Annotated in this window: 20 protein-coding genes; 13 read left to right on the plus strand and 7 right to left on the minus strand. The window is 63.6% G+C overall.

Features of this window, described 5'->3' with window-relative positions; genetic code table 11:
- Window positions 1-13: 13 nt before the first annotated feature.
- The 3 genes from AC0L2L_RS15595 (at window position 14) to AC0L2L_RS15605 (ending at window position 2,978) form a co-directional block, all read left to right on the plus strand.
- Window positions 14-1,417, plus strand: a complete 1,404-nt coding sequence (locus tag AC0L2L_RS15595) for a patatin-like phospholipase family protein (protein WP_473579484.1) — start codon at window positions 14-16, stop codon at window positions 1,415-1,417.
- Window positions 1,418-1,435: 18 nt separating this feature from the next.
- Window positions 1,436-2,110, plus strand: coding sequence for a glutathione S-transferase family protein (locus tag AC0L2L_RS15600; RefSeq protein WP_473579453.1), 675 nt, complete (start codon window positions 1,436-1,438; stop codon window positions 2,108-2,110).
- Window positions 2,111-2,222: 112 nt separating this feature from the next.
- Window positions 2,223-2,978: an SDR family NAD(P)-dependent oxidoreductase gene (locus tag AC0L2L_RS15605; RefSeq protein ID WP_473579454.1), complete on the plus strand. Its 756-nt coding sequence runs from the start codon at window positions 2,223-2,225 to the stop codon at window positions 2,976-2,978.
- A gap of 226 nt (window positions 2,979-3,204) precedes the next feature.
- On the opposite strand, the gene AC0L2L_RS15610 is transcribed toward AC0L2L_RS15605, so the two are convergent.
- Complete coding sequence (locus tag AC0L2L_RS15610) at window positions 3,205-3,408, minus strand: hypothetical protein (RefSeq protein WP_473579455.1); 204 nt, start codon at window positions 3,406-3,408, stop codon at window positions 3,205-3,207.
- A gap of 233 nt (window positions 3,409-3,641) precedes the next feature.
- Between AC0L2L_RS15610 and AC0L2L_RS15615 the strand changes: the two genes are divergently transcribed.
- The 6 genes from AC0L2L_RS15615 (at window position 3,642) to AC0L2L_RS15640 (ending at window position 5,893) form a co-directional block, all read left to right on the plus strand.
- Window positions 3,642-3,851 (plus strand): cold-shock protein, encoded by a 210-nt coding sequence (locus AC0L2L_RS15615; protein WP_473579456.1) that lies wholly within the window; start codon window positions 3,642-3,644, stop codon window positions 3,849-3,851.
- A 175-nt stretch (window positions 3,852-4,026) separates the two neighbouring features.
- A complete protein-coding gene (locus AC0L2L_RS15620) occupies window positions 4,027-4,254 on the plus strand; it encodes a hypothetical protein (RefSeq protein ID WP_473579457.1) in 228 nt (75 codons plus the stop codon).
- Complete coding sequence (locus AC0L2L_RS15625; RefSeq protein WP_027169890.1) at window positions 4,254-4,661, plus strand: hypothetical protein; 408 nt, start codon at window positions 4,254-4,256, stop codon at window positions 4,659-4,661. Before AC0L2L_RS15620 ends, AC0L2L_RS15625 begins: the two co-directional genes overlap by 1 nt.
- Before the next feature lies 1 nt (window position 4,662).
- Window positions 4,663-4,821: a hypothetical protein gene (locus tag AC0L2L_RS15630; protein WP_473579458.1), complete on the plus strand. Its 159-nt coding sequence runs from the start codon at window positions 4,663-4,665 to the stop codon at window positions 4,819-4,821.
- A gap of 71 nt (window positions 4,822-4,892) precedes the next feature.
- A complete protein-coding gene (locus AC0L2L_RS15635; protein ID WP_473579485.1) occupies window positions 4,893-5,210 on the plus strand; it encodes a YkgJ family cysteine cluster protein in 318 nt (105 codons plus the stop codon).
- A 71-nt stretch (window positions 5,211-5,281) separates the two neighbouring features.
- Window positions 5,282-5,893: a LysE family translocator gene (locus tag AC0L2L_RS15640; RefSeq protein ID WP_473579460.1), complete on the plus strand. Its 612-nt coding sequence runs from the start codon at window positions 5,282-5,284 to the stop codon at window positions 5,891-5,893.
- Window positions 5,894-6,004: 111 nt separating this feature from the next.
- On the opposite strand, the gene AC0L2L_RS15645 is transcribed toward AC0L2L_RS15640, so the two are convergent.
- On the minus strand, window positions 6,005-7,012 hold the full coding sequence (locus AC0L2L_RS15645; RefSeq protein ID WP_473579461.1) for an AraC family transcriptional regulator: 1,008 nt from the start codon (window positions 7,010-7,012) through the stop codon (window positions 6,005-6,007).
- A gap of 193 nt (window positions 7,013-7,205) precedes the next feature.
- Between AC0L2L_RS15645 and AC0L2L_RS15650 the strand changes: the two genes are divergently transcribed.
- Window positions 7,206-7,631, plus strand: a complete 426-nt coding sequence (locus AC0L2L_RS15650) for a GFA family protein (RefSeq protein ID WP_473579462.1) — start codon at window positions 7,206-7,208, stop codon at window positions 7,629-7,631.
- A 57-nt stretch (window positions 7,632-7,688) separates the two neighbouring features.
- The gene (locus AC0L2L_RS15655; protein WP_473579463.1) at window positions 7,689-8,204 is read left to right on the plus strand and encodes an OsmC family protein; all 516 of its coding nucleotides are present in this window, start codon (window positions 7,689-7,691) and stop codon (window positions 8,202-8,204) included.
- A gap of 80 nt (window positions 8,205-8,284) precedes the next feature.
- Here the strand turns inward: AC0L2L_RS15655 and AC0L2L_RS15660 are convergent, their stop codons facing one another.
- From AC0L2L_RS15660 to AC0L2L_RS15670, 3 genes are read right to left on the minus strand one after another with little or no spacing between them, the layout of a single operon-like run.
- The gene (locus tag AC0L2L_RS15660) at window positions 8,285-8,671 is read right to left on the minus strand and encodes a nuclear transport factor 2 family protein (RefSeq protein ID WP_473579465.1); all 387 of its coding nucleotides are present in this window, start codon (window positions 8,669-8,671) and stop codon (window positions 8,285-8,287) included.
- A 19-nt stretch (window positions 8,672-8,690) separates the two neighbouring features.
- Window positions 8,691-9,125 (minus strand): OsmC family protein, encoded by a 435-nt coding sequence (locus AC0L2L_RS15665; RefSeq protein WP_473579466.1) that lies wholly within the window; start codon window positions 9,123-9,125, stop codon window positions 8,691-8,693.
- Window positions 9,126-9,164: 39 nt separating this feature from the next.
- On the minus strand, window positions 9,165-10,178 hold the full coding sequence (locus AC0L2L_RS15670; protein WP_473579467.1) for a zinc-dependent alcohol dehydrogenase family protein: 1,014 nt from the start codon (window positions 10,176-10,178) through the stop codon (window positions 9,165-9,167).
- 98 nt (window positions 10,179-10,276) lie between these two features.
- Between AC0L2L_RS15670 and AC0L2L_RS15675 the strand changes: the two genes are divergently transcribed.
- A complete protein-coding gene (locus AC0L2L_RS15675; protein WP_473579468.1) occupies window positions 10,277-10,882 on the plus strand; it encodes a TetR/AcrR family transcriptional regulator in 606 nt (201 codons plus the stop codon).
- Between the two features lie 146 nt (window positions 10,883-11,028).
- On the opposite strand, the gene AC0L2L_RS15680 is transcribed toward AC0L2L_RS15675, so the two are convergent.
- Entirely contained in the window at window positions 11,029-11,955 is a 927-nt protein-coding gene (locus AC0L2L_RS15680; protein WP_473579469.1) for a LysR substrate-binding domain-containing protein, read from the minus strand.
- A 79-nt stretch (window positions 11,956-12,034) separates the two neighbouring features.
- Between AC0L2L_RS15680 and AC0L2L_RS15685 the strand changes: the two genes are divergently transcribed.
- Entirely contained in the window at window positions 12,035-13,000 is a 966-nt protein-coding gene (locus AC0L2L_RS15685) for a quinone oxidoreductase family protein (protein WP_473579470.1), read from the plus strand.
- A 130-nt stretch (window positions 13,001-13,130) separates the two neighbouring features.
- On the opposite strand, the gene AC0L2L_RS15690 is transcribed toward AC0L2L_RS15685, so the two are convergent.
- Window positions 13,131-13,868: TCP-1/cpn60 chaperonin family protein (locus AC0L2L_RS15690; protein WP_473579471.1), on the minus strand; the 738-nt coding region annotated here is incomplete at its 5' end.

The raw sequence follows: 13,868 nt of genomic DNA on the forward strand, positions 1-13,868 counted from the left end.
TGTCGCAGTCCTGATGGCCGTCGCCGGCTGCGTCGCCGACGACGTTGGGCCGATCAACATTTTGACCACCGAAGCCGGCCATCCGTCGCCAACCTACATTCCTGATCCCGCCGATGACGGCTCCACCGTCGTAGGCTTGGCGTTCTCCGGCGGCGGCACGCGGGCGGCTGCTTTCTCCTACGGCGTTTTGCGGGCGCTGGACGATATCGTCATCGACGAGCAGCCGCGCCGCCGCACCCTGGTCGACGACATCAGGATGATTTCCGGCGCCTCGGGCGGCGCGATCGCTGCCGCCTATTTCGGCTACAAGGGCAGGGATGGCTACCAGGATTTCCGTGAACGCTTCCTCACCCAGAACGCGGAGGCCGACCTCAGGACATCGCTCTCGCCGGTCAACTTCATCCGCGCCTACTATGGCGGCGTCAACGACCGCAGCGGTTTCGCCAGATGGCTGAACGACCATCTCTTCGATGGCGCGACATTCAAGGCCTTGCACCGGCCGAAGGGGCCGATCGTATGGATCAACGCCTCCGACATCTACAACCGCACGCCGTTCCTCTTCACCTACGACACCTTCGCCGCCTTGTGCAGCGACCTCGACAAGGTGCGGATTGCCGACGCGGTCGCGGCATCGGCCGCCGTGCCGATCGTCTTCGCGCCGATCGTGGTCTCGGCGACCAGTCCCCATTGTGGTTACCGCAGGCCGCAATGGCTGAGTGAGGCGCTTGACGACCGCAATGCCTCGCTGCGGCTCAAGGCCTATGCAAGCGCGCTCGATTCCTATCAGAACGCCGACCCGCTCGATTACGTGAAGCTGCTCGACGGTGGCCTGACCGACAATATCGGCGTCACCGGCTTCACGCTTGAGCGCTCCGCCGCGGGCACGCCTTACGGGCCGCTGTCGCCGTCGGCCGCGGTCCGCCTGACGACGCTGATCTTCATCGTCGCCGACGCCGGGAGCGACAGCGATGTGAGCTGGGCGAAGTCCCTACACGGGCCAAAGGCTGCCGAACTCCTCGACGCCGCGACCAGCACCACGCTTGCCGCCTCGGTGCGCGACGAGTTCGATGCGCTGACGCTTGCCGTCTCGCAATGGAAGGGCGAGCTGGTGCGCTTTCGCTGCGGCCTGCCGGCCTCGACCGTCTCCGCCTATCGCGGTTCGGCCGGCGGCTGGAATTGCCGTGATGTCCGCCTTGTGGTCCAGCACCTGTCCTTCGCCGATGTCGACCCAGCGATGCAGGCGAAGCTCAACGACATCCCGACCAGGCTGAGGCTGCCAGTCGAGCAGGTCGACCTCCTGATTGGCGCCGGGCGCGAGGCGATCGAGGTCAATTCCGACATACAGGCGGCCATCGCCGCGATCAGGGCCCGCGCCGGTGTCAGGCCGCCGGCGATCACCACGGCTGCAGCGAATTGACAATATCAGGAGACAGGCTTGGCTGAGTTCACCCTCTATATCGGCAACAAGTGCTTTTCCTCATGGTCGCTGCGGCCATGGGTGGTGATGAAGCACCTGGAGATCCCCTTCGAGGAGGGCTTCGTGCGGCTGCGCACGCCCCAGACCGCCGCCAACCTTGCCAAGGTTTCGCCGACCGGCCTGGTGCCGGTGTTGAATCACCAGCCGCTGAAGGGAAGCGGCAGGATCGTCTGGGAAACTCTTGCCATCCTTGAATATCTGGCCGACCTTTTTCCCGAGAAGAGACTTTGGCCGCAGGATCTCGGCGCTCGCGCGCTTGCGCGCTCGGTGGCGACCGAGATGCATTCCGGTTTCCGCGAGGTCCGCTACGGCTGGCCGATGAACCTGCGCCGACCGAAATCCCACAAGCCGCTCGATGCAGAGGGCGAGGCGCAGCGGGCGAGGATCGAAGCGATCTGGAGCCAGTGCCGCGACCAATACGGTGACGGCGGCCCGTTCCTGTTCGGCCATTTCACCGCGGCCGATGCGATGTATGCGCCGGTGGTCACGCGCTTCGACACCTATGGCGGCGAACTGGCGCCCGTCACCCGTGCCTATGTCGATGCTGTGTTGGCGACTGCCGCGATGCGGCACTGGTATGCGGAAGCCGCCAAGGAGCCCTGGCCGGAACCAAGGCCCCACGAGCAGGACTGAAGCTCGGCCGGAGGTAGGACTCCGAAATCGCGTCAACTGCTCTGATGGCGGGCCTTCAAGCTTTGGCCGCGCGGCCTATGTGAAGCAGCGGGCGGGCATCTGGAGATTGCTCATGACATCCGCAAATTCACCACTCACAGGCAAGATCGCTCTCGTCACCGGCGCTTCGTCCGGCATCGGCGAGGCAACTGCCGCAGCGCTTGCCGCAGCTGGCGTGAAGGTGGCAGTCGCCGCTCGTCGCGCCGACCGCCTCGAAGCGCTCGTCGTCCGCATCGAGAAGGCAGGCGGCGCCGCGCTTGCCATTGAAGCCGACATTGCCAAGGCCGGCGACGTTGTCGCGATGGTCGACAAGGTCGTATCGCAATGGGGGCGGCTCGATATCCTCGTGAACAATGCCGGAATCATGCTGCTTGCCCCCGCGGCCGAAGCAGGTCTCGACGACTGGCGGCAAATGATCGAGCTCAACCTGATCGGCCTGATGGCGACCACCAAGGCGGCCCTGCCGCACCTGAAGGCTTCAAGGGGTCATATCGTCAACGTCTCTTCGGTGGCCGGCCGCGTCGCCAACCCGGGTGCCAGCGGCTACGCGGCAACCAAGTTCGGCGTCGTCGCCTTCTCGGAGTCGCTGCGACGCGAGGTCTATGCAGACAAGGTGCGCGTCACCGTCATCGAGCCGGGCCTGGTGCGCACCGAACTCGGTGATCACATCACCAATGCGGAATTCAAGGCCGGACTGGAACACCGTCTTGCCACCATGGAGGCGCTGACCGCGGACGACATCGCGAACGCCATTTTCTATGCCGTCAGCCAGCCGCCGCGCGTCAACGTCAACGAGATCCTTATCCGTCCAACCGACCAGGAACGTTGAGCCACCAAGCACACCCCCGGGCGCCGTTAGAGCAGAATTGACCGGCGCCGCAACGAGGCTGGCGCCAGGGCGCTCACCGACGGCGATCCGACCGTTCGCTCGGGGCTGGGCTTCCGCTATGAGATCCTGCCGATGATGGCTGCTGTGATGTGAGCCGACGCGCCGGCGCAGACAAACAGACGCCCCTCGCACTTTTTATCGCGCGGGGGGCGCTCGTCGGAGCTTTTCAACGATGGTCATTGAATCGCTTCCGACACTCGCCAAATGCGAGAGCGCCGAAAATGGTTCCAACTTTTTTCGCTATTTTTTGCCGTTCACCAGGATAGCCGTCCAGCGACCGCAGGAAAGTGCCGGAACCGGCCACGGCGTGGCGTCGTAGGTCGAGCCGCAGATATCCGCCACTGCCATCTCGAAGGATGCTGATGAGCAAGCGAGCGCTCCGGGCCGCGGCCTTGCGGCGCTTGCGGGCAAGCGACCGCCAAACGAGAAATTTGACAGGCGATCAAAAGAAATCTACAAGAAACATGTCGATATTTGTTTGACCGGCTCTTGTTATCCGCGCGCAACGCGCTTTTGACGAAATTCCTCCATCAAAAATCGAGACAAAACGCTGTCGTGCGGTCGCATGACGGCGAATGAATATTTGCCATGGAAAGGTTCATTATGAGCACTGGCACAGTAAAATGGTTCAACGCCACCAAGGGCTTCGGTTTTATTCAGCCTGATGATGGCTCGGCCGACGTTTTCGTCCATATTTCTGCCGTCGAGCGCGCCGGAATGCGCGACATCGTCGAAGGCCAGAAGCTTGGCTACGAGATGGTCCGCGACAAGAAGTCGGGCAAGATGTCCGCCGACCAGTTGAAGGCGGCCTAACGAATTCAGCCTTCCCGGTGACCACGGATGTACTGGCACCGGTGGATGGCGACAGGAAGGTCAGGCAATTGCCTGGCCTTTTCGTTTCCGGGCAGCGAATTGTGCGCCGCAGGATGACCGGGATGTGCTAAGCACCTCTCGACAGCAAACCAAATGCTCCGGACAGGAGAAGATTTTGTCCCACACTTCGAAGACCCAGGGCGACCAGGCTGAATCGCTTTTCAGCAGGACCCGGACCCAGTCGATGTCGCTCAACCGCATCATTTCCGAACAGGATGCAGCCAGCCAGGCCCGCGAGGCCAAGACCGCGCGGCTGCGCGAGCTGCGCCTGGAAAAGGAAGCCGAGGACAGGGTGGCAGCCGCCGCCCTTGCCGCAGTGCCGAAGCGCGCGGGCAAACGCTGATGGCTACCAAGCGGGTGCCGCAAACGCCGATTGCCGCCGATGCGACCATCGCCGACATGGTCGAGGTGCTGGACAAGCCGGTCGAATATGTCCGGCGCGTCCTGGAGAAGCTGGAACGCTGCAAGCGCGTCCATGGGGGTGCCCAGGTGCGGGTCGGCGTACGCGGCCGCGCCGAGGCCCCGAACTATCTGATCGAATATGTGCGCGAAGACGCCAAAACGCGCGAGCGGGTGACGTATCAGGATGCCGCCTATAGCGGCAGCACGCATCGCGAGCTGGCGCCGCACCACATCGAGGCGGCGAGGAACTGGTCGCCCGAGGAGATGAACATAACGGCGGTTTCGGCGCTCATTGGCCGCCTGCGCAATCCGCGCGCGCCGTCGTCGCGGTTTTCCGACGAGGACTGACATGGCCATTAAATTCTCCGCCAAGGACCAGCCGGCGGCACCGGCTGCCACGACCAAGCCGGCCAAGCCGGCACCAAAACCGGATGCGCCTGTCGAGGCTGCGACCGATCTGTTCAAGTCGCCGGCCGAAGAGCCGGCGCGCAAGACCAGGAAGAAGTAGCGCCCTTGCCGCAGGACGCCGGTCGTACAGCCATTCAGCCCGGGCTGCTCGGCCCGACCGGCCAGGCCTCTGTGTCTGCCGATGAGGATGCCGGCGCGGTCGCTGTCTTCGACTGCCAGAGCTGCGGCGCCTGCTGTTCCTATTCGGCCGACTGGCCACGCTTTTCCACCGAGGACGACGAGCAGCTCGACCGCATTCCACAGAAACATGTCGCCGCCGATCTGTCAGGCATGCGCTGCGAAGGTGTGCGCTGTTCCGCACTTTCCGGCGAGGTGGGCAAACACACGGCCTGCGGCATCTACGAGCTTCGCCCCGACGTCTGTCGCGCCTGCATGCCCGGCGGCGACGACTGCCTGATGGCGCGCAAGGCGCACGGGCTGCCGGCGTAGCTTCCGCCACGGCTTGTGCGACCGCCGACAGCTCTGTACGTTCCGCGCGGGCAGGGCCGCGGAGGAAACCCATGAGCATCGAATTCCTGTTGACGTCGCTGATTATCGTGGCCTCGCCCGGCACCGGCGTCCTCTACACGCTGAGCGCCGGCCTTTCGCGTGGCGCGCGCGCCGCAATCGTCGCCGCATTCGCCTGCACGCTGGGCATCATTCCGCATATGGCGGCCGCCATCACCGGCCTTGCCGCGGTGCTGCACACAAGTGCCGTCGCCTTCGAGACGCTGAAATATCTCGGTGTCGCCTATCTGCTCTACATGGCCTGGAACACGCTCAAGGAGAAGGGCGGCCTGAACATTGACGAGAACGCCGCGCCGCGCTCGACCGCCAGGACCATCACCTCGGGCGTTCTGGTCAACATCCTGAACCCGAAACTGTCGATCTTCTTCTTCGCCTTCCTGCCGCAATTCGTCAGCACCAACGAGCCGCATGCGCTGCCCAAGATGCTGGAGCTCTCCGGCGTCTTCATGCTGATGACCTTCGTCGTCTTCGCGGTCTATGGCGTGTTCGCGGCCTCGGTGCGCAGCCATATCGTGTCGCGGCCCAAGGTGCTGACCTGGATGCGCCGAACCTTCGCCGGCGCCTTCGTCATGCTGGGCGCCAAGCTGGCGCTGGCCGATCGCTAATGCATGTCGCCCAGAAGTGCGCAGCGGTTCTGGGACAACGACATGCATCAACACAAAGACTTAAAGCACGTCGCCTGAATCCGTTTCAGCGCGACGCGCGTTACCGGCCGATCAGCCCTCGGTTTCGGAAGTCTCGTCGCTTTCGGAGCCGGACACAGCCCGAACGCCCAGCCGCCAGGCCGAGGGCGGAACGCCGATCATATTCTTGAAGGCGCGGCTGAACGCCGCTTCGGATTCGTAGCCTATTTCCGTCGCGATATTGGCGATGTTGCTGTTGCCGGTGCTGAGCAGTTCCGAGGCAATCTGCATACGCCATTTGGCGAGATAGTGCATCGGCGGCATTCCAACGATCTTGGTGAAGCGCTCAGCCAGAACGGTCCGCGACAACGCGGACTCCTTTGCCAGCGCCTCCACCGTCCAGTTGTGCGCCGGCCGGTCGTGGATCAGCGCCAGCGCCTTGCTTAGATGCGGATCGCGCAGGCTCGCCAGCCAGCCGGTCTGTTGCGGCGGCAGCGATTCCACGTAGCGGCGCAGCACATCCACGAACATCAGTTCGCTGAGCTTGGTGAGCACCGTCTCGCTACCGGCCCGCTTCTCGGCCACTTCTGAGACCGCCAATTTGATGAACTGGCCGAGCCAGCCGCCATCGCCCTTCACGTCTCCGGCCTTGATGACGGGCGGCAGCGCTTCGAGCAGCGGATTGAAGGGCAGGGCATTGCAAGCGAGATAGCCGCAGACGAGCCTGACCGAGCGCGAGCCGCCGCCGGCGCAGTTGATGTAGAACGGCATTCGACCGGCGGTCGCAATGTCGAGCACGTCGGCCGGGTCGGCGCGCAGGTCCGGATGGCTCGACATGATGTGCGGATCGCTTCTGGTGAAGACCACGACTTCGCCAGCTTCCATCGGGATCGCCTTGTCGCCGACAATCCGGGCGAAGCAGCGGCCGGCCGTTACCACATGGTAGGAAATCAGGTGATCCGCGCCGGGAAGTACCCTGGGCAATATCGAGGATGGCGCGGGCGAGCGGACGGCCCACGGGTCGTGGCCTTCGATGTCGAAAAACGTCGCGCCGGTGAGGCGCACCGTTTTCAAAAGATCAGACAGAGCGTCTCCGGCCATCCCACCCATTTCCCGCAAGTCGCGCGGCAATCCGGCGCGACATCCCTTTCGAGTTCCGGACGCGCTGTCAAGTAAGGCGGACGCCCCGTCATTCCGTTCATCGCCGGAAGCTTTAAACCCCGCCGGCACTGTGCGGTGCCATCTCAGACGGTACCGAGCACGGTCGAACCGAATGTGGATAAGGATGAGAGTCATGACGGTACATAAGGGCGGGTGTTTTTGCGGCGCCGTGGAAATCGAAGTCCATGGAACAGCCGAGGCAATGGGTTACTGCCATTGCAGTTCCTGCCGTTCGTGGTCGGCGTCTCCGGTGAACGCCTTCATGCTGTGGAAGCCTGGGAACGTCAAGGTCACCAAGGGCGCGGAGTTTCTCTCCGGCTTCAAGAAATCCGCGATGAGCGATCGCCAGTTCTGCACCAAATGCGGCGGGCATCTGATGACGGATCATCCGCCGCTCGGACTGGTCGACGTCTACTCGGCGACGATACCGACTGTGGAATTCACGCCGGGGGTCCACGTCAACTACGCCGAGACGGTCCTGCCGATGAAGGACGGATTGCCGAAGCTGAAGGATTTTCCCGCCGAGCTCGGCGGCTCCGGCGTCAGCGTGCCGGAGTAACGGCGGACCGATGGCACACGATTTGAAGCAACCGCAATTTTTGACAGGAGAGCAGCAATGGATATCGCGACATTTCGCGCCACGCAGGAGCCGATCAAGGATATTTATCGCAAGGACGCGCGGGCCGCGCTTCTTACCTTGAAGGCCAAGGGCAGTGCCGACGACTCACATGTGACCTGCAAGGTCGAGACCGGACGCGGCCTTGCCTTGGCGGGCATCCATCCCAAGGCTGGCGGCAGTGGGCAGGAGCTTTGTTCCGGCGACATGCTGCTGGAGGCGCTGATCGCCTGCGCCGGCGTTTCGATGCGGGCGGCCGCGGCCGTGCTTGAGATTCCCATCAAGTCGGCGGAAATCTCCGCCGAGGGCGACGTCGATCTTCGCGGCACGCTTGGCGTCACCGAAGGCGTGCCGGTCGGCTTCAAGGAAATCCGCCTGCGCTTCGACATCGAGACGGATGTGGAACAGAGCCGGCTGACCCAACTGCTCGAGCTCACGGACCGCTACTGCGTGATCTTCCAGACGATCCAGCGCAGTCCCAAGACCTTCGTGAAACTCAACAGAGTGGTCTCGTAATCGCGATTTGCCCGGAATCCCATGCCTTGGCGGGTGGGATTCCGGGCGGGGGCCTGAGCGCGGCTTTTCCGTGCCAGGCCCTATCCTTTGACGTAGCCCATCGCCTCGACGATCTTGCCGTCTTCGACGCGCATCAGGTTGACGCCGCGCAGCGAATTGCCATCGGACATCCAGAAGCGCCAGCGGATCGTCGCCCGGTCGTCGGCGACAAAGGTTTCTTCGATGTCGAAGCGCGTGCCGGGTGCCGTGGCGATTGCCGACCACAGCTCGACGCAGGCCGCCTTGCCGGAGCGACGGGCGCCGTCCGGGGCCGGCGTGGTGTTCTCGATCACGCAGCCTTCGGCGACCAGATCGTCCAGGGCGGAGGGGTCATGGCGCTCGAAGACATCGTTGTAACGCCGCATGATCTCTGCGGTTTCGGCGGAGCGTTTTGCCGTGGCGATGTCTATGATGCGTTCCTGGGTCATTGGATTTCCTCCTTCCGTTTCATTGATCTGCGAGGCTCGCCTTGAGCGTGATGGTTGCGACGCCGGCCAGCGCCCGCGACACGAGGCAGGCCGCCTTGGCTTTTTGCGCCAGCCGCTCGAAATCCTCGGCCGAAATGCCGGCGGCGCTGACCTCCGTTTCGAGTTCGATGCGGGTGATCGTCGGTCCGGCTGTGGTGGCGCCGAGATGCACTTTCGCGATCGTATGGATGCTGTTGGCCGTGTGGCCCTCGCCGCCGAGTATGGCGGTGAGCGCCATCGAGAAGCAGCCGGCATGCGCGGCCGCGATCAGTTCTTCCGGATTGGTGCCGGGACCGTTCTCGAAACGCGAGGGGAACGAGTAGGCGCCCTCGAACACGCCGCTGCCCAGCCGCAGCCGGCCGGATCCTTCCTTGAGCGTGCCCTGCCATTGGGCCGAAGCTTCGCGAATTGTCATGGTTGATCTCCTTTCTGGTTTCTCGAGAAATGCGGGTGGTCACACGCCCTCGATGACGACCTTCCCGAAGACGTCGCCCGCTTGGAAATACCGATAGGCCTCACGCGCCCCGGCGAACGGAAAGACCTTGTCGATGACCGGCCTCAGCCGATGCGTGGCAACAGCGGCAAGCATTGCCTCAAGCCCGTTGCGGCTGCCGACAAAGAGGCGGCCGATGGTGACGAGGCTGCGCTGATAGACGGCCCCCGGGATCTCCACCGACCCGCCGTTCTTGTCCTGCACGGTCAAAAGCACGATGCGCCCGTAAAGCGCGCTGGCGATCAGCGACTGTGCGAAGGTCGCCGGGCCGCCGGTTTCGACGACCAGGTCGATCCCGCCGGTCGCTTCGCGCAGCGTCATGCCCCATTCCGGCGTCTCGGTGGCGGCGATCACGAGGTCGGCGCCGAGTGCGCGCAAGCGGTCAGCCTTCTCGGCACGCGTGGTGACGGCCGCCACGCGGCAGCCCATGAGCTTCGCGAACTGCAAGGCGAAAAGCGCGACACCGCCTGAACCGATCACGAGAACCCATTGCCCCGGCTTTGGAATCTCGGCGCCCGTCAGCGCGCTCCAGGCGGTCAGCCCGGCGCAGGTGAAGGTCGCGGCTTCCTGCCAGGAAAGATGCTCGGGCAGCCGCACGGCCCATTGCTCGTCGAGCAGGGCGTATTCGCCGAGCATGCCGTCCAGCGTGCAGCCCAATTGGTCGACGATGCCCGCATGCATGCGGCCATCGATCCAGCGCGCGAAATAGCTGCCGGTGACGCGGTCGCCGACGGCAAAGCGGGTCACGCCATCGCCGATCGCCGCCACTTCGCCGGCGCCGTCGCTCAGCGGCACGATGCCGGCGCGCGGTGTCAGCGGATAGGTGCCGTTGAGGATCATCGTGTCGCGGCGGTTGAGCGAGGTGGCTCGCACCCGCACCAGGATCTGATGCGGGCCGGGTTGCGGCATCGTTTCTTCCCGCATCGCCAGAGCGTCGATGCCGTTGCCTTGTTCGTCCAGCCTGTAGCGCAGCATTGTTGCCTCCAAAATATGTAGACCGATTTACATATTATGTAGACCGATTGTCATATTATGCGCAAGCCCTATAATGCGCATTCCTGACAGAGGCTGACATGGCGACAGACACACGCACCCGCATGATCGAGGCGACGGCGCTGCTTATCAGGCAGCGCGGCTATCACGGCACCTCGCTCAATGACATTTTGAGCGCGAGCGGCGCGCCGCGCGGCTCGCTCTACTTCCATTTCCCGGGAGGCAAGGACCAGTTGGTCGTCGAGGTGACGCGCGCCAGCGTCGCCGATGTGACCGAGCGGCTCGGCGCGGCCTTGGCGGCGGAGAGCGATCCCGCTGTTGCCGTCCACCACATCTACCAGTCAGTCGCGCGCATGCTGGAGGAGAACGAATTCTCGCTCGGCTGCCCGGTTGCGCCGGTCGTGCTCGATGCGCCGAACGATGTTCCGGACCTGGTTGAAATCTGCCGGTCGGCCTTCGAGCAGTGGATCGGACTGCTGCGGCAGGCATTCATGCGCGCGGGGATCCCCGAGCGGCGCGCACAGGCGCTGGCGCTCCTGGTGGAATCCTCGCTCGAAGGCCTGATGGTGATCGCCCGCGCCACCCGCGATCGCACGCCGGTTGCTGTCGTGGCCGACGAGGTGGCTACGCTTGTCGAGCAGGCGGTGCTTGCCGGCAAGGTGGCTGAGCGCCATGTGACAGCCTGAGAGGCAGAGCCAGCCCGGTTTCCTGGCGATAATTCAAGGGCTCGAAAGAGCTTGTGCCTGCGTCTGACCGCTATCGGTTTGGCTTGCTAACCCAACTCGTTCGAGGCTATAGGACCGCGGCTCGGCAAGGACGTTCAAGCTTCAATTCACCGCGACGGCAACTTCGTGTTTTTCGTCAACCCGTTGGCCTCGAGGAATTGGCGTACCGACGGGGTCGCGTTGTGCTGTCGCCACGCCAGCCAGTAGTCGACCGTGTGCCTCCACCACGGCAGTGATCGCAGGACCACGCCCGGATTTTCAACCCGAGAAACGCTGGCCGGCGCGAACCCCCGCCCAACGCCTGCCTCCACAAGTCCGAGCAGCGCTGAGAGTTGCGCAACTTCATAGTGAATGTCCGGCTGGAATCCGGCCCTTGCGCATTGCTGCAGGAAGCGATCGCGCCAATACGCATCGCCCTCTCTGGGAAGCGCAACCCAGGGACTTGCCTCGAGATCCTTCGGTGCAATCGTCGGGCGCGAAGCCAGGAGGTCCTCGGTAGATAGAACAAGCCGCATGTTATCTGACCGGAGCTTTAAACTGACGATGCCCTCAGGGCGCTGGCGGGGTGTGTAGACGATCGCGATGTCAAGCTGGTTATTCGCAAGCGCCTTAAGCTGTGTTTCCGTGCCGGCAGCGACGAGATCGACGACAAGTCCGGGACAATGGGTCCGAAGATTTCGTAGATGGGAACTGAGTACCCCAGCCTGCATAGCACCATCAACGTAACCCACGCGGATGTGCCCGCTTTCTCCGGTCGAGAGCGCACGTGCGTAGCGCATGAAGCCATCCGCCTTTGCGACGACGGCTCTGGCCTCCCCTGCCATTGTCACGCCAACCGGTGTCAGGGCGATCCGCTGTCGTTCACGCACGAACAGTTGGACTCCAAGCTCCGCCTCCAGTTCGCGTATCGCACGACTTAGAGGTGGCTGAGAAATGTGCAGCTGTTGCGCCGCGCGGGTGACGTGGCCAAACTCGGCGACCGCTAGGAAATAGCGCAGGTGGCGAAGTTCCATTTCATACTCACTGAGTATCATCCAATCCAAAATCAGTCTTTGATTGTATCAGTCGCAGGCGCGATCTTCCACCGATAGCCAATCGCAGATGAGGCGTTCGATGAAGGCGTTAGTGTTTGACAGGCCCGGAGCGGCCGAAGATGTGCTCAAGTACCGGGAAGTGCCTTTTCCCACATGCGGTCCACGACAGGTTGTGGTGCGCGTCACGGCCCGCGTTATCCAGCCGGCCGACTGGCTGTTCGTTGCCGGCGAATATTCGACAAAGCCATCTTATCCGCAGGTCGCTGGCTTCGATGCGGCCGGAATTGTCGAAGCAGTCGGTGCGGACGTGTTCGAATTGGAGGTAGGGCGGCGCGTTGCATTCCGAAGCCCGGGGGCCTGGGCCGAGTTTGCGTCCGTGCCGGTTGAACGGATCTATCCGGTGCCGACTGAAGCTACCGACCGGCTGCCCGACGAGGTCGTTTGCCAGTTCCCGCTCAATCCGCTGACCGCGTGGGGTCTGGTGGATCTGGCCATGCTCAAGCCTGGAGAGCGGGTCCTGCTGACCGCAGCGCGGTCCGTCGTTGCCGTGGTGATCGACCAGCTGGCCCGAGCACGAGGGGCGATCGTCGAACGACTCTACCGGGACGACGGGAGCTATGAGCTGCGCGACTCGGAAAACCGGACATTAGGCATCGGCGGCAGCGTCGCCGATGCGCTTGCGGAGGCTACACCCTACGACCTGATCTTCGATCCAGTAGGTGGACCCGACACCCTGGCCCTTATCGCGTGCGCAGCCCCAGGCGCGGTCCTGTTTTCCTACGGCGTTCTCGACGATCGACCGTTGGAAATCAAGGCGTCGACCCTGCTTTACAAGGCATTGCGCTGGCAGGGCTTCGCCCTAAGCGTCTGGCAAAATAAGGCGGGTCCGGAAACGCTGGCAGCAGCCGCGAAGGACTGTTGGTCCCTCCTTTCCCGGCACCCGGAAAAGCTGCCTGTCGTCGCCCGATATGGCCTCGAGGACTTCGCCACGGCGTTGGCGCACGCGCGAGCGAGCACCGGCAAAGGCAAGGTCGTGCTCATCTGATGCTGCGGTTAAATCGGAGAGCCAGCACCTACATCTGCCGATATAGCCGCCATGCTCTCAACAACTCTGGTGAAACAAAAAAGGGCGGCATCGCTGCCGCCCTTTCCTCATTCGCGATGGGTTGGATTTCTTAGAAATCCATGCCGCCCATGCCGCCCATGCCGCCGCCGCCCATGCCGCCAGGCATGCCGCCGCCAGCCGACTCCTTCTTCGGAGCCTCCGCGATCATGGCTTCGGTGGTGACCAGCAGGCCGGCGACCGAGGCCGCGTCCTGGAGAGCCGTGCGCACGACCTTGACCGGATCGACGATACCCATGGCGATCATGTCGCCATACTCGCCGGTCTGGGCGTTGTAGCCGAAGGTCGCGCCCTTGTTCTCGAGGATCTTGCCGGCAACGATCGAAGCTTCAGCACCTGCGTTCGAAGCGATCTGGCGGGCCGGAGACTGCAGCGCGCGGCGAACGATGTTGATGCCGGCAGCCTGGTCGGCATTGACGCCGGTGACCTTGATGTTGGCCGAGGCGCGCAGCAGGGCGACGCCGCCGCCTGCAACGATGCCTTCTTCCACAGCCGCGCGGGTCGCGTTCAGAGCGTCGTCAACGCGGTCCTTCTTTTCCTTGACTTCCACTTCGGTCGCACCGCCGACGCGGATCACGGCAACGCCGCCGGCGAGCTTCGCCAGGCGTTCCTGCAGCTTCTCCTTGTCGTAGTCCGAGGTGGTTTCCTCGATCTGCTGCTTGATCTGGGCGACGCGGCCCTGGATCTCGGCCTTCTTGCCGGCGCCGTCGACGATGGTGGTGTTCTCCTTGGAGATCGACACCTTCTTGGCGCGGCCGAGCATGTTGAGGCCGACATTCTCGAGCTTGAT

It is taken from the genome of Mesorhizobium sp. WSM4832 (assembly GCF_055811115.1).

What these genes read in the sequence shown, in the direction of transcription:
- AC0L2L_RS15625 (WP_027169890.1), top strand. Translation starts at nt 4,254, where the DNA reads ATGGCTACCAAGCGGGTGCCGCAAACGCCGATTGCCGCCGATGCGACC.
- AC0L2L_RS15595 (WP_473579484.1), top strand. Translation starts at nt 14, where the DNA reads ATGGCCGTCGCCGGCTGCGTCGCCGACGACGTTGGGCCGATCAACATT.
- AC0L2L_RS15660 (WP_473579465.1), bottom strand. Translation starts at nt 8,671, where the DNA reads ATGACCCAGGAACGCATCATAGACATCGCCACGGCAAAACGCTCCGCC.
- AC0L2L_RS15650 (WP_473579462.1), top strand. Translation starts at nt 7,206, where the DNA reads ATGACGGTACATAAGGGCGGGTGTTTTTGCGGCGCCGTGGAAATCGAA.
- AC0L2L_RS15615 (WP_473579456.1), top strand. Translation starts at nt 3,642, where the DNA reads ATGAGCACTGGCACAGTAAAATGGTTCAACGCCACCAAGGGCTTCGGT.
- AC0L2L_RS15630 (WP_473579458.1), top strand. Translation starts at nt 4,663, where the DNA reads ATGGCCATTAAATTCTCCGCCAAGGACCAGCCGGCGGCACCGGCTGCC.
- AC0L2L_RS15645 (WP_473579461.1), bottom strand. Translation starts at nt 7,012, where the DNA reads ATGGCCGGAGACGCTCTGTCTGATCTTTTGAAAACGGTGCGCCTCACC.
- AC0L2L_RS15655 (WP_473579463.1), top strand. Translation starts at nt 7,689, where the DNA reads ATGGATATCGCGACATTTCGCGCCACGCAGGAGCCGATCAAGGATATT.
- AC0L2L_RS15640 (WP_473579460.1), top strand. Translation starts at nt 5,282, where the DNA reads ATGAGCATCGAATTCCTGTTGACGTCGCTGATTATCGTGGCCTCGCCC.
- AC0L2L_RS15670 (WP_473579467.1), bottom strand. Translation starts at nt 10,178, where the DNA reads ATGCTGCGCTACAGGCTGGACGAACAAGGCAACGGCATCGACGCTCTG.
- AC0L2L_RS15685 (WP_473579470.1), top strand. Translation starts at nt 12,035, where the DNA reads ATGAAGGCGTTAGTGTTTGACAGGCCCGGAGCGGCCGAAGATGTGCTC.
- AC0L2L_RS15605 (WP_473579454.1), top strand. Translation starts at nt 2,223, where the DNA reads ATGACATCCGCAAATTCACCACTCACAGGCAAGATCGCTCTCGTCACC.
- AC0L2L_RS15675 (WP_473579468.1), top strand. Translation starts at nt 10,277, where the DNA reads ATGGCGACAGACACACGCACCCGCATGATCGAGGCGACGGCGCTGCTT.
- AC0L2L_RS15665 (WP_473579466.1), bottom strand. Translation starts at nt 9,125, where the DNA reads ATGACAATTCGCGAAGCTTCGGCCCAATGGCAGGGCACGCTCAAGGAA.
- AC0L2L_RS15680 (WP_473579469.1), bottom strand. Translation starts at nt 11,955, where the DNA reads ATGATACTCAGTGAGTATGAAATGGAACTTCGCCACCTGCGCTATTTC.